Consider the following 12,809-nt stretch of genomic DNA (forward strand, 5'->3'; position numbering starts at 1 on the left):
CTGTGCTGGGGTGAGGGTGTTCGGGGAGGTCAGTGCTGGCCGGCGAGGCCGAGGTCTTCCAGCAGCCGTGCGCGGAGTTCCTCGCGTGCGACGCTCGCTTCCCGGTGCGCGGCGGAGAGGTGCACCTCGTGCGAGGTGCCGATGCGACCGTTGCTCATGACGACGATGCGGTCCGCCAGGGCGATCGCCTCGTCGACGTCGTGGGTGACGAGCAGCATCGCGGCGTGGTGCTTGGCCCGCAGCGCCCGTACGAGGTTGTGCATACGCAGCCGGGTGATGGCGTCGAGGGCGGCAAACGGCTCGTCGAGCAGTACGAGTTCGGGCTCGGACACCAGGGCCCGCGCGAGCGACACCCGCTGGGCCTCGCCGCCGGAAAGCTCCTTGGGCCATGCCCTCTCCCGGCCCGCGAGTCCGACCTCGGCGAGCACATCGAGGGCCCGCTGTTCCGCCTCGGGTCCGTGCAGGCCGAGGGTGACATTGCCCAACACCCGTTGCCACGGCAGCAGCCGGTCGGCCTGGAAGACGATCGCACGCCGCGCCGGGACCTCCACCCGCCCTCCGTCGGGCCGGTCCAGTCCGGCGAGCAGCCGCAGCAGGGTGCTCTTGCCGCAGCCCGAGGGGCCGAGCAGGATCACCAACTCCTCGTCGGCGATGGCGAGGTCCAGGTGGTCGAGCACCACCCGGTCACCGAAACCACGGACCACTTGCTCGACGACGACCCCGGTCTGCCGGCGCAGCTCGGTCGATACTGCGCTGCTCATGACGCCTCATAACTGGGTCGCCACCGCAGCAGCACCCGCTCGAGAACCCTGACGAACTGGTCGGCGAGCAGGCCGAGCAGCGAGTAGATCACCAGCCCCACGAAGACCTGGTTGGTCTGCAGATAGGTCTGCCCTTGAGTGATGAGGAAGCCAAGTCCCTTGTCGGCGTTGACCGTTTCGGCGGCGACGAGGCCCAGGACGCTGTACGCGAGGGAGAACCGGAGTCCGACCAGGAACCCCGGCAGGGCTCCGGGCACCAGCACCCGCGCCACCAGGCGCCAGGTGCCCGCGCCCGTCGTGCGCGCCATCTCGATCAGGCGCTGGTCGACGCCCCTGATCGCGGCGAACAGGTTGAGATACATCGGGACGCCGGCGCCGAAGGAGATCAGCAGCACCTTCGTGAGTTCGTCGATGCCGAACCACACGATCATCAGCGGGAGCACCGCCAGCAGCGGAATCGTGTTGAGCACCTGCACGACGCCGTTGAACAGATACTCGCCGCTGCGCAGCAGCCCGCCGAGCACTCCGGTGACGATGCCCACGGTCAGACCGATCGCGAGACCGATGCCTGCCCGTTGCAGCGAGATGGCCAGGTCCGGCCCGAGGACGCCCTGTTGCCACAGGTCGGCGGCGGACTTCACGATGGAGGTCGGCGCCGGAGCGTAGGTCTTCGGCAGCACTCCGGCACGGGCGAGCACCTCCCAGGCGATGAGGATCACGACCGGAGTCGTATAGACCCCGAGGGGCCAGCGCAGGCGCTCGCGGAGTGCGCTGAGCGGCGTCCGGCGGCGGGCGTCGCGCGGCAGGAACACCTCGCGTTGCCGCGCGCTCGTCGGTTCGGCCTCCGGGCCCTTGGTGACGGCTGGGCCCGGGATGCGGACCTCGGTCATGCCGCCACCGCCAGCACGCTGCTGTAGTGCGAGGCATCGCCCACGAGCTGCTCGCTGCGGCGGCCGTCGACACCGACCGGCACCTCTCCGGCGACCGTCACCCGGTTGAGGCGGCGCGGGTGGTCGTCGTAGTTGTCCACACCGTAGTGCTGGGTGATCCGGTTGTCGAAGATCAGCAGCTGGTTCGGGGACCAGGTCCAGCGCACGATGTTCTCCGGACGCGTCACATACGACTGGAGGAGGCGCAGCACATCGGCCGACTCGCTGCCCGACAGGCCGACGATCCGCTTGGCGAACCCGCCGATGAACAGCCCGCGTTCGCCCGTCAGCGGATGCACCCGCACGACCGGGTGCTCCGCCTCGTAGGGCGTCGACACGAAGGCTCGGTCGTACTCCTGCCGTTGTGCTGTCGTGGCCGCGGGGCGGGCGTAGTCGTACTGGTTGGTGTGCACCACGCGCAGCGAGTCCGCGAGGGCGCGCAGCGGTTCGGGCAAGTCGCGGTAGGCCGCGGCGGCGTTGGTGATGAGCGTCTCGCCGCCGTACGGCGTGGTCACGATCGACCGGAGCGTGGTGAGCTGCGGCGGGTTGACCACGAAGGTGACGTCCGTGTGCCATTCGTTGGCCTTGGACGTCTCGCTGTCGACGGCGAGCACGTTCGTCGTCCCGTCGGTGGCCGGCACGTTCGGGTGGGCGGTGGTGAGTTCGCCGAACCACCGGGCCACGCGCTCCTGGCCGGCGTTGTCGAGGTTCACGTCGTCGAAGACGATCGCCTTGTGTTCGTTGAGGGCGTCACGGAGCGCCGTGATCGTCGAGAGATCGGGAGTCGCCGTGAGGTCGACGCCCTCGACGACCGCGCCGATGCGGCCGGTGAGCTTACGGATGGACACAGGCATGAGGGGGTCCCTCCCGGACAGACGGGCACACCAAGGGGTGTTGAGGATCGGGGAGTCGGGTGAAGGGGCTGGTACTGCGCAAGACTGATCGACCACATGCGAAACGCCGGTGGGCGGGCCGGAGGGAAAGCGCGTGGTCGCAGGACCGCTACAGCCGCGTTCTCAGCGACCGCGTCGGCGTGCGCGCACAGGCTTCCGGCTCATACGAATGCGAGAAGAAGAAGAGGAGGCGGGAGCCCTCAGCAGGTGGATACGACGATCCCGCGGGAAGGCATCGTGGTGCGGGCGGCCTCGCACCGCCGCTGCCCGGCGCCCGCCCTGGGCGCGCGCCAGCCGCTGCCGGGGACCACTTGCCGGATCAGCGACAACAAAACGCGCTGGAGACGTGCGCCAGATCGATGTGGCGCCGCCGGGTCAGGTCCACGCGCGGGTTCATGGGTCGGGAGTTCAGCAGATGTCCACCAGGTCGGTCAAGAACTTCCCGGACAGGTCTTGCATTGCGGACACGGAGAGCTTCTCCGCTTCTCTTGCAAACGGTGTGGACAGTACAGCGGATGGCTTTACGAGAGCAGCCAATGGGCGTACCAGGGGGCCCTGCGGTGGGGCTGCGGCGTTGAGGCCGCGGACAGCACAGCGTGCGCTGTGCAGCAGCTGACAAACGGCTTCGAGCTTGTCGACGATCGGACTCGCCCCAACGTGCCGGCACCTGCGATTGGGCCGTGTCCACACGGACCACGGACAGACCGCCGCCATGTAGACAAGGTAGCCAGTCGCACTCTTGTGATGGGATCGCAGCCTGGCAGACGACGGACAACGCCCCATCCACGTTGGCCAATTGCAACCTGGCCTGCTGATGGGGCGCGACCGCGCAGGCTGCGGACAGGCCACCTTATGCGCGCCGACGCCGTAGTTGATCGCGCTGCGATGGGGCAGCGGCCGGACAGGCCACAGACCACCGCCAAGTCGGTGGATGACAAAGCCCTGTGATGGGCCATGGCCAGAACAGCCCGCAGGTAGCCCCCCATGACCCGGTTTACATCGCGAGCCTCGTCCCAGCTGCGATGGGGCCGCAGCCGTGCAAGCCGCGGACAAACAGAAGCCATCAAGTGGCCCGTGATCTACGACGCTCTGCGATGGGGCCGCGGCCGGGAGGCCGCGGACAGTCCGACGCGCTCACCGTGACGTTCGCGCCGCACGAGACCCTTGGATGGGGCCGCGGCCGGGTAGACCTACCGTGGTCCTTGCCCCTGGCCGAGCGGGTCCTGATGGTCGCGGTGTACTACCGCACGAACTTGACCATGCGGCAGCTGGGCCCGCTGTTCGACGTCTCCTCCTCCACAGGGTGCCGTGTTATCCAGCGGCTGGGACCGTTGCTGGCACTGGAACCGGTCTCCCGCCCGGCTGATGCCCCGGACCGGATGTGGATCGTGGACGGCACACTCGTCCTGGTCCGCGACCGCGGCGTGGGCGCCTCCTCCCGCAACTACCGGTTCTCGGCACATGTGCAGGTCATCGCGGACGCGGAGACACGGCTGGTCATCGCGGCGGCCCGACCGGTAGCGGGCACAGCGGAAGCGCACGCCTGGCGTGCATCTGGGCTCAGCGAGCACTGCCAAGGAGTGCCGGTGCCGGCGGACGGTGCCTACCTCAACTGCGGGATGGCGGTGCCGCACCGCAAACAGCCTGGGCAGCCCCTGCTGGAGGGCGAGGAAGAGGGCAACGCCGAGCACCGCAAGGTCCGTGCCCGCATGGAACGTGCCATCGGCCGGATGAAGAACTACAAGATCCTCCGGTACTGCCGCCAGCGCGGCGACGGTCTCCATCACGCGGTCCAGGCCGTTGCCCACATGTTGTCACCGAGGAAATGGACGGGGGCGCCTACGGGCGGATCCTGCGCTCCAAGTGAACGCGCACCACGCCCAGGCGCAGCGCCCTGTCCGTGCCCGCAGAGCCGAGCGGCGAAGACCGTTCGGCCTCTCAGTCCGGCCACCTGCCGTGCAACGGCGCTGAGCCGATCAGCTCCAAGATGTCCGAGTTCAACGGAGCGTAGTCAGTACCAAGTCAGCATGGGAGTCAGCACCGCACCGTCAAATCACCCCGAACTACGCGTCTCGGACGGCTCTCGTTTCGACCACCTTCGAGCCCCGGAACCGCCCTTCCGTGAGCCGGCATGGTGGCCGCACGCATAGCCAACCCCCAAACTATGTTGCCCCACCACATGTGCCCCTGACCTGCATCTTCCTACCGTGTGCCCACACGTACCCGTCCCCACCGCACACGAGGAAGTGGCGCACATGGCCTCCGGAACCACCGCTCCCCCTCCCCCCGCCAGCCTCCCCAGAATCGTCGCCGCCAGCCTCATCGGCACCACCATCGAGTGGTACGACTTCTTTCTGTACGGCTCTGCCGCCGCGCTGGTGTTCAACAAGCTGTTCTTTCCGGACTCCGATCCGCTCGTCGGGACGCTGTTGTCGTTTCTGACGTATGCCGTCGGGTTCGCGGCCCGCCCGCTGGGGGCGCTCGTGTTCGGGCACTACGGTGACCGGCTGGGGCGCAAGAAGTTGCTGGTGCTGAGCCTGCTGCTGATGGGCGGGGCGACGTTCGCCATCGGGCTGCTGCCGACGCACGCGACGGTCGGCTCCGCCGCGCCGGTGCTGCTGACCGCGCTGCGCCTCGTACAGGGGTTCGCGCTCGGTGGTGAGTGGGGTGGCGCCGTGCTGCTGGTGTCCGAGCACGGGGACGCGCGACGGCGCGGGTTCTGGGCCGCGTGGCCGCAGACGGGGGCGCCCGCCGGGCAGTTGCTGGCCACCGGTGTGCTGTCGCTGCTCACCGCCGTGCTCTCGGACGAGGCCTTCGGCACCTGGGGCTGGCGGATCCCGTTCCTGCTCTCCGGTGTGCTGGTGATCGTCGGTTTGTGGATTCGTCTCTCCGTCGATGAATCGCCCGTCTTCAAGGAGGCGCTGGAGCGGGCCGCGTCGCGGCGGTCCGTCGAGGCGGAGAAGCCGCCGCTCGTCTCCGTGCTGCGGGACCACTGGCGGGACGTGCTCGTCGCCATGGGCGCCCGCATGGCGGAGAACATCAGCTACTACGTCATCACCGCCTTCATCCTCGTGTACGCCACCACGTCCGCCGGTGTCTCGAAGCAGACCGCGCTCAACGCCGTCCTCATCGGCTCCGCCGTGCACTTCGCCGTGATTCCGGCCTGGGGCGCGCTCTCCGACCGGGTCGGGCGGCGGCCCGTGTATCTGCTGGGCGCGGCCGGCGTGGGTCTGTGGATGTTCCCGTTCTTCTCGCTCGTCGACACCGGCTCCTTCGGGTACCTGGTGCTCGCCGTGACCGTCGGCCTGGTGCTGCACGGTGCGATGTACGCGCCCCAGGCCGCCTTCTTCGCCGAGATGTTCGCCACCCGGATGCGGTACTCGGGTGCCTCCATCGGTGCCCAGTTCGCCTCGGTGGCCGCCGGCGCGCCCGCCCCGCTCATCGCCACCGCGCTGCTCGCCGACTACGGCAGCTCCACCCCGATCGCTCTGTACGTGATCGCGGCGGCCGTGCTGACGCTGATCGCGGTGGGCGTGGCCCGGGAGACCCGGCACCGGGATCTAGCCCAGGTGGAGGCCGGGGACGGCGCTCAGGCCGCCGTGAGTGCGGCGGCCGACGCCCGGACGGTCTGACCGGCGCGACGGCACGAACCGAGGACCGGCCCCCGTGCGGGGGCCGGTCAGTGCCGTACCGGTGCGGCCAACCGGTGCAGGCGCAGGGCCAGTTGGATCTCCAGGGCGCGGGCGGGGCTCTGCCAGTCCTCGCCCAGGAGGCGGCCCACCCGCTCCAGCCGCTGAGCGACCGTGTTCACGTGCACGTGGAGTGCGTCCTTGGTGCGGACCGGGCTCAGTCCGCAGGCGAAGTACGCGTCCAGGGTGCGCAACAGCTCCGTGCCGCGGCGCTCGTCGTAGGCCACGACCGGGCCGATGGTGCGGTCGACGAAGCCGCCGATGTCCCGTTCGCCCGCGAGGAGCAGGCCGAGGAAGCCGAAGTCCTCGGCCGCCGCGCCGTCTCCGTCACGGCCGAGGAGGTGCAGGGCGTCCAGGCAGCGGCGGCCCTCGGCGTAGGCGGCGGCCACGGTGTCGGGGTGGGTGGCGAGGTCGGTGACGGGGGCTGAGGCGCCGACCGTGACGGGTTGGTGGACGGCCGTGCCGAGGTGGCGGGCGGTGCGGCGGGCCACGTCCGTGGCGGTGTCGCCGGCGGCGAGCGGGAGCAGCAGGACCGTGCCGCCGTCGCGGGCGGCGGCCAGGCCCTGCCGGGTGGCGGCGAGGTGGGAGGCGGCGGACCACAGACGGCGGCGGGCGGCGGCTTCCTCGTCGGCGTCGGCCGCCGGGCCGTCGAGGCGGGTCGCGAGGACGACGTGGGTGGCTTCCAGGTCGGCGTGCAGCCGGGCGGCGCGTTCGCGCAGCAGGCGCGGATCCCGGTCGCGGGCGTCCAGGAGGTCGTCCAGCAGTTCGCCCCGCACGCGCTGTTCGGCCTCGGAGGCGGAGCGGCGGGCCAGCAGGAGCAGCGAGGTGACCATCGCCGCGCGTTCCAGGGTGCGCTGGTCGACCGGGTCCAGGCCGGGGTGGCCGCGCAGCACCAGTGCGCCGAGGAGTTCGCCGCCCGCGGTCACCGCGGCGATCCAGTCGCCGCCGTGCCGTACGGCGTGTCCCTCGGCACGGGACGCCTCCAGGGGCTCGGCCGGTGTCGTGCCGGCCTCGGTGAACTCGACTGTTCCGTCGAGGACTTGGGAGACGGCCGCGGCCACGTCGTGGACTCCGCCGCCGCGCAGCACCAGCTCGGCGAGCCGGTCGTGCACGTCGGAGGCGCGCTCGATGACGGCGCTGCGGTCCCGGATGATCTCGTTGGCGTGCTCCAGTCCCGCCAGGGCCGCGCGGGTCTCGGTGAGCAGGTTGGCGGTGTCGATGGCGGCCGCGGCGAGCGCGGCGAAGGAGCCGAGCAGGGCGATCTGCTCGCGTTCGAAGACGCGGGCCCGCCGGTCCGCGGCGAAGAGGACGCCGATGACGTGCGGTCCGAGCATCAGCGGCACGCCGAGGATGGCGACCAGGCCCTCGTCGCGGACGCCGGCGTCGATGGTGAGGGTGTGCTGGAAGCGGCCGTCCTGGAAGTAGTCGTCCGTGACGTACGGCCGCGCGGTCTGGGCGACGAGTCCGCCGAGCCCCTCGCCCATGCCGAGGCGCAGTTGCTGGAAGCGGGCCGAGACCGAGCCCTCCGTCACGCGCATGTAGGTGTCGCCGCGTGCCGGGTCGTTGAGGCTGAGGTAGGCGATGTCCGTGCCGAGCAGGGAGCGGGCACGCTGCACGATCGCCTGGAGGACGGCGTCCAGGTCCCTGAGGCCTGCCAGGTCGTGGGCGGTCTCGAAGAGCGCCGACAGTTCCGCCTCGCGCCGCCGTCGCCCTTCCAGTTCCGAACGCACCCGCAGGGCGACGAGCTTGGCGCGCTCCAGGGCGGCGATCCGGTCCGCCGGCTGTCCCTCGGCGCGGGCGAGCAGCACCGGCTGCTCATACGCCTCCACCGAGGCGTCGCGGGCCAGCAGCTCGAGGTACGGGGCCTCCGCGCCGCCCTCGGACACCCCGGTGGTGCCCTCGGTGGTGGGGCGCTCGGCCGGCTGGACGTGATCGCGAGACATGGTCACAGGATTCCGCATCGGGCGCCCGGCAGGTCGGGCCTGTGGAAAACTCTCCGGCCGGGCGCCGCCGGCCCGCTCAGTGGGCCGTCCATCCGCCGTCCAGCACCAGCGAGGTACCGGTGACGAAGGACGCCTGCGGGCTGCACAGGTAGGCCACGGCCTCGGCGACCTCGTCCGGTTCGATGAGCCGCCGGACGGCGCTGTCCTTGAGCAGGATGTCGGACAGGACGCGCTGTTCGGGGATGCCGTGCGCCTGGGCCTGGTCGGCGATCTGCTTCTCGACCAGTGGGGTGCGCACATAGGCCGGGTTCACACAGTTCGAGGTCACACCGTGGGGGGCGCCCTCCAGGGCGGCCGTCTTGGAGAGGCCTTCGAGACCGTGTTTGGCGGCCACATAGGCGGCCTTGAAGGCCGAGGCGCGCAGCCCGTGGACGGAGGACACGTTGACGATCCGGCCCCAGCCCTGCGCGTACATGTGCGGGAGGGCGCCGCGGATGAGCCGGAACGGCGCCTCCAGCATCACGGTGAGCACCGTGTGGAAGACGTCGGGCGGGAACTGCTCGATGGGGCGCACCAGCTGCAGCCCGGCGTTGTTGACCAGGACGTCGGTGCCGGCGGCGGCGTGTTCGGCGGCGTCCAGGTCGGTGAGGTCCAGGACGTGCGGTTCGACGGTGCCCGCCAGGTCCCGGGCCCGGTCGGCGAGTGAGTCCAGGCCGGCGGCGTCCCGGTCGACGGCTCTCACCTTGGCCCCGGCAGCCGCCAGCCGCAGCGCGCAGGCGCCGCCGATGCCGCCGGCGGCGCCGGTGACGAGGACGGTACGGCCGCCGAGGTCGAGCGAGGGGGCGTGGGGGCCGGGCAGGGCGCTGGGCTGGGTCATGTGCCGACCCTAAGCAGCACCCCAGCCCGACCACATGTGGTCAGACCCCATACTTCATTCGAAACTCGTAGGGTCGAACCATGTGGGTTCATCCGACAGGGCCTGCTTGATCCGGACCAGCTGGTGTTCGTCCATCGGCGGCAGCGCGTCCACCTCGAACCAGCCGACGTCCAGCGACTCGTCGTCGTTGACCCGTGCCTCGCCGCCGACGGCCCGGCAGCGGAAGGTGATGTCCATGAACTGGCAGATGTCGCCGTTGTTGTAGGTGATCCGCTCGCCGGACTTCACCATGACGATCCGTTCGGCTACGCACCGTACGGCCGACTCCTCGTACACCTCGCGCACGGCGGCGGCGGCCGGCTGCTCACCGGGGTCCGGGATGCCGGAGAGCAGCGCCCACTCGTGGTTGTCCGCGCGCTGCCCCAGCAGGATCCTGCCCTGGCCGTCGAAGACGACGGCGCTGACTCCGGGGAGCCAGAGCAGCTGGTGGCCCGCGGAGGCCCTGATCGTGCGGATGAAGTCAGGAGTAGCCATGGAACCGACCCTAACGGGCCGGTTCCGTCAAGCCAGTCGGTTCCCCGGGCGTGCGGCGGGCGTACGGCTACGCGTCACCCGAGCGCCGGGCACGTATCCCGGACCCGATCGCCCAGCCGAGACCGCCCGCGGCGACCAGTATCAGGGCGATCTCCGGCAGGATGCCCAGCCTGGTCGCGGGTGTCTCGGACGTGCGCAGCGGGACCTTCTGGACGAGGTAGGCGGGCACGAACATGCCGGTCTTCTGGGTGATCTTCCCGTCCGGCATGATGACCGCGCTGACGCCGCTGGTCACCGGCACGGTCACGGTCCGGCTGTGCTCGACGGCGCGGATACGGGACATGGCGAGCTGCTGGTAGGTCATCTCGCTGCGGTCGAAGGTGGCGTTGTTGCTGGGCACGGAGATCATCTCCGCGCCGTGCGTGACGGTGTCCCGCACGGCCCAGTCGAAGGCGGCCTCGTAGCAGGTGGCGAGGCCGACCTTGGCGCCGTCGATGTCGAACACGCCCGGCTCGCTGCCCCGGCTGAAGTCCTGGCGGACCATGCCGGTCCAGTTCTTGTTGATCGCGCCGACGAGCCCGCGCAGCGGAAGGTACTCGCCGAACGGCTGCACCTGGCGCTTGTCGTAGGTCTGGGTCGGCCCCTTGGCCGGGTCCCACAGGATCTGCTCGTTGAGCAGCCTGCCGTCCTTCTCGACGACTCCGCCGACCGAGATGGGCACCCCGACGGCCCGGGCGGCACTGTCGATGACGGCGGCCGCGTCGGAGTTGGTGAAGGGGTCGATGTCGGAGGAGTTCTCCGGCCACAGCACGTAGTCGGGCTTGGCGACCTTGCCCGCCTTGATGTCGGCGGCGAGCTTGAGGGTCTCGCGCGCGTGGTAGTCGAGGACGGCCCGCCGCTGGGCGCTGAACTCCAGCCCGGCCCGGGGCACGTTGCCCTGGATGACCGCGACGGTCGCGGTGCCGTCCTCGGCCTTGTCGCTCACCAGCGGCCGCGCGGCGACCGCTCCCGCCACCGGCACGGCGACGCTCAGCAGCGCGACGGCCGCGGCGCCGCGCCGGAGGGTCCGGGTGCGACGCCGCTCGGCGATCAGGCGCCCCGCCTCGAACAGACCGAAGCCGCACAGGACCACCGCGAAGCCGAGCACCGGGGTGCCGCCCACCGCGGCGAGCGGCAGGAAGACGCCGTCGGCCTGACCGAAGGCGATCTTGCCCCAGGGGAAGCCGCGGAAGGGCACGCGCGCGCGTACCGCCTCGCCCGCGATCCACAGGGCGGCCGCCCACACCGGCCACGCAGGCAGCTTGGCCACCGCGGCGACACCGACGCCGACGAGGGCGACGAAGACCGCCTCGATGGCGACCAGCGCGAGCCAGGGGCCGGGGCCGACCTCCACGCCGGTCCACACCAGCAGCGGCAGGAGGAAGCCCAGTCCGAAGAGGTAGCCGAGGCCGAGCGCCGCCTTCCAGGTGCGGCCGCGCAGTACCCAGGCGAAGCCGGCGAAGGCGGGCAGGGCCAGCCACCACAGCGGGCGCGGCGGGAAGCTGACGTAGAGCAGCACTCCGCAGAGTGCGGAGGCGACGGCCGGGACCAGGCGCTGCAGCCGGCGGCCGCGCGCGCTCGGCGCGGGGGACGGCTGGAGGCCGGGCTGGTCCACGGAGGTTGCGGTGACGGTCACCCGGGGAGTGTACGGCGGTTGACGTTGCCGCCGACAGCACGGGCTGGTGCGAGCGGTGCCCCCACCTGCATCGCGCCGGAATCACCACGTTCCTGCGCCGCTCGTGCCCAAATCGGTCATCAGCCGTTACGGTGTGCCCGAGCCTCAGCGGTGCGGCCGGTCCCGGTGCGTGCGGCCGGGGCCTGCCACAGGTCGGGGGACCGGGGTGCGAGGGGCGACGGGTGGGGTCGACGGGGACGAGGTCCGCGACCGGTGCGGACGCATACAGAGGCAGACGAAACGTTTCTGACGGGGCGGGCATGATCCTGCTGGGGGCGTGCGCCGCCTGGTCGCTGATCACGGCGGCGGCCCACGACGGGCGGCCCGAGGGGGTGCTGCTCGCGGTGCTCGCCGTGATCGCCGGTTATGCCGCGGGCCGGATATCCGGGGCGCTGCTTCCGGTGGCCGCGCCCTGCGCAGGTGCGTCGGCGGGACTCGCGCTGGCCGTGGTCCTGCCCGGCCTCTCCCCCGGCCCCCGCTACGCCGCCCCGCTCGGCCACGCCGGAGCCATCGCCGCCCTGCTGGCGCTGGCCACCGGCGCCGCGTGCTGTGCCGCCTGGGCCGCGCGCGGGTCCGGGTTGCGGCTCGGGCTGCGGCTGCTCGCCGCCGGGATCGCGCTGACCGGGGCCGCCATGGGTTCGGCCATCGGCTGCGCGGCCAGTGCCGCGGTTCTGCTGTGCTCGCTCGCCGCGGGCTCGATGCCCCGCCGAGGCGTCGGAATCGCGGGTCTCGCGCTCGCGGCGGCCCTGGTGGCGGGGACGATCTGGGCGGTCGCCGCCGGTGCCCTGCCGGAGGCGCTGGAGAGCCGGTTCGCCTCGCACCGGGTCCAGCTGTGGCAGGACGCGCTGCGGCTGGCCCGCCGGGACGCGGGCCTGGGCGTCGGCCCGGGCCGCTTCGGCGAGCTGAGCGACACCGCGCCACCGGCCGTCCTGCTCGACGACAGACCGCACTCGGCCCTGCTCCAGCAGGCGGCCGAACAGGGCCTCGTCGGGGTGCTCCTGCTGGGCGCCGGATTCGGCTGGGCCCTCTACGCCCTGTGGCGCACCCCGCGCTCCACACCGATCGCCCTCACCGCGGGCGCGGCCCTGACCGCCCTTGCCGCGATCGCCTCCGTCGGCAACGCACTGAGCTTCACCACGGTGACCGCGGGCGCGGGCCTGCTGGCGGGGTGGGCTACGGCACGGCCATGGGCGGGCGACAGCACGGAGCTGTAGCCGGACGCAAGGCAGGGGCGCGGCGCCCGGCACACGCGCGGGCAGCGCCTGGTGTTTGCGAGGGCAGCCTCCGACTCAAAGCGACCCGCGTCCCGAACCAGCCCGGCGGCCCGCCGCTCCCAACCCACCCGGTCCCTGACAGCCCGCACCACAACCCCCGCGCACACAGTGCACAGAGCCAGGGCGCCGCGCCCGGCACACGCGCGGGCAGCGTCCGGTGTGTGCGAGGCAGCGTCCGACTCGAAACGACTTGGG

The 12,809-nt window shown here is 71.6% G+C and carries 9 protein-coding genes and 1 pseudogene; 3 read left to right on the forward strand and 7 right to left on the reverse strand.

Features of this window, described 5'->3' with window-relative positions:
- Positions 1-29: 29 nt before the first annotated feature.
- Genes ACFYZZ_RS20880 through ACFYZZ_RS20890 form a run of 3 tightly spaced genes read right to left on the reverse strand, consistent with a single transcriptional unit; the run spans position 30 to position 2,544 of the window.
- The gene (locus ACFYZZ_RS20880; RefSeq protein ID WP_389177847.1) at positions 30-761 is read right to left on the reverse strand and encodes an ABC transporter ATP-binding protein; all 732 of its coding nucleotides are present in this window, start codon (positions 759-761) and stop codon (positions 30-32) included.
- A complete protein-coding gene (locus ACFYZZ_RS20885; RefSeq protein WP_389177850.1) occupies positions 758-1,651 on the reverse strand; it encodes an ABC transporter permease in 894 nt (297 codons plus the stop codon). Before ACFYZZ_RS20885 ends, ACFYZZ_RS20880 begins: the two co-directional genes overlap by 4 nt.
- A complete protein-coding gene (locus ACFYZZ_RS20890) occupies positions 1,648-2,544 on the reverse strand; it encodes a TauD/TfdA dioxygenase family protein (protein ID WP_389177853.1) in 897 nt (298 codons plus the stop codon). The genes ACFYZZ_RS20885 and ACFYZZ_RS20890 overlap by 4 nt, the downstream gene beginning before the upstream one ends.
- Before the next feature lie 1,214 nt (positions 2,545-3,758).
- Here ACFYZZ_RS20890 and ACFYZZ_RS20895 point away from each other — a divergent pair.
- Positions 3,759-4,394, forward strand: a pseudogene (locus ACFYZZ_RS20895) (transposase family protein); the annotation flags it as partial.
- A 444-nt stretch (positions 4,395-4,838) separates the two neighbouring features.
- The gene (locus ACFYZZ_RS20900; RefSeq protein ID WP_389177856.1) at positions 4,839-6,215 is read left to right on the forward strand and encodes an MFS transporter; all 1,377 of its coding nucleotides are present in this window, start codon (positions 4,839-4,841) and stop codon (positions 6,213-6,215) included.
- 47 nt (positions 6,216-6,262) lie between these two features.
- Here the strand turns inward: ACFYZZ_RS20900 and ACFYZZ_RS20905 are convergent, their stop codons facing one another.
- The 4 genes from ACFYZZ_RS20905 to lnt all read right to left on the reverse strand — a co-directional run bounded on the left by ACFYZZ_RS20905 (position 6,263) and on the right by lnt (position 11,301).
- Positions 6,263-8,215 carry a helix-turn-helix domain-containing protein gene (locus ACFYZZ_RS20905; RefSeq protein WP_389177859.1) on the reverse strand — a complete coding sequence of 651 codons (1,953 nt, stop codon included), beginning with the start codon at positions 8,213-8,215 and terminating at the stop codon, positions 6,263-6,265.
- A gap of 76 nt (positions 8,216-8,291) precedes the next feature.
- Positions 8,292-9,092, reverse strand: a complete 801-nt coding sequence (locus ACFYZZ_RS20910) for a 3-hydroxybutyrate dehydrogenase (RefSeq protein WP_389177862.1) — start codon at positions 9,090-9,092, stop codon at positions 8,292-8,294.
- 54 nt (positions 9,093-9,146) lie between these two features.
- The gene (locus ACFYZZ_RS20915) at positions 9,147-9,626 is read right to left on the reverse strand and encodes an NUDIX domain-containing protein (RefSeq protein WP_389177865.1); all 480 of its coding nucleotides are present in this window, start codon (positions 9,624-9,626) and stop codon (positions 9,147-9,149) included.
- A gap of 67 nt (positions 9,627-9,693) precedes the next feature.
- Positions 9,694-11,301, reverse strand: a complete 1,608-nt coding sequence (gene lnt, locus ACFYZZ_RS20920) for an apolipoprotein N-acyltransferase (protein WP_389177868.1) — start codon at positions 11,299-11,301, stop codon at positions 9,694-9,696.
- Between the two features lie 299 nt (positions 11,302-11,600).
- Between lnt and ACFYZZ_RS20925 the strand changes: the two genes are divergently transcribed.
- A complete protein-coding gene (locus ACFYZZ_RS20925) occupies positions 11,601-12,554 on the forward strand; it encodes an O-antigen ligase family protein (protein ID WP_389177870.1) in 954 nt (317 codons plus the stop codon).
- Positions 12,555-12,809 lie beyond the last annotated feature (255 nt).

The sequence above is a fragment of the Streptomyces sp. NPDC001816 genome (assembly GCF_042892235.1).
GTDB lineage: Bacteria > Actinomycetota > Actinomycetes > Streptomycetales > Streptomycetaceae > Streptomyces.

Bases quoted from the DNA above. Each gene is read 5' to 3' on its own strand.
- ACFYZZ_RS20925 (WP_389177870.1), top strand. From the start codon at position 11,601: ATGATCCTGCTGGGGGCGTGCGCCGCCTGGTCGCTGATCACGGCGGCG.
- ACFYZZ_RS20890 (WP_389177853.1), bottom strand. From the start codon at position 2,544: ATGCCTGTGTCCATCCGTAAGCTCACCGGCCGCATCGGCGCGGTCGTC.
- ACFYZZ_RS20880 (WP_389177847.1), bottom strand. From the start codon at position 761: ATGAGCAGCGCAGTATCGACCGAGCTGCGCCGGCAGACCGGGGTCGTC.
- ACFYZZ_RS20905 (WP_389177859.1), bottom strand. From the start codon at position 8,215: ATGTCTCGCGATCACGTCCAGCCGGCCGAGCGCCCCACCACCGAGGGC.
- ACFYZZ_RS20900 (WP_389177856.1), top strand. From the start codon at position 4,839: ATGGCCTCCGGAACCACCGCTCCCCCTCCCCCCGCCAGCCTCCCCAGA.
- ACFYZZ_RS20885 (WP_389177850.1), bottom strand. From the start codon at position 1,651: ATGACCGAGGTCCGCATCCCGGGCCCAGCCGTCACCAAGGGCCCGGAG.
- ACFYZZ_RS20910 (WP_389177862.1), bottom strand. From the start codon at position 9,092: ATGACCCAGCCCAGCGCCCTGCCCGGCCCCCACGCCCCCTCGCTCGAC.
- ACFYZZ_RS20915 (WP_389177865.1), bottom strand. From the start codon at position 9,626: ATGGCTACTCCTGACTTCATCCGCACGATCAGGGCCTCCGCGGGCCAC.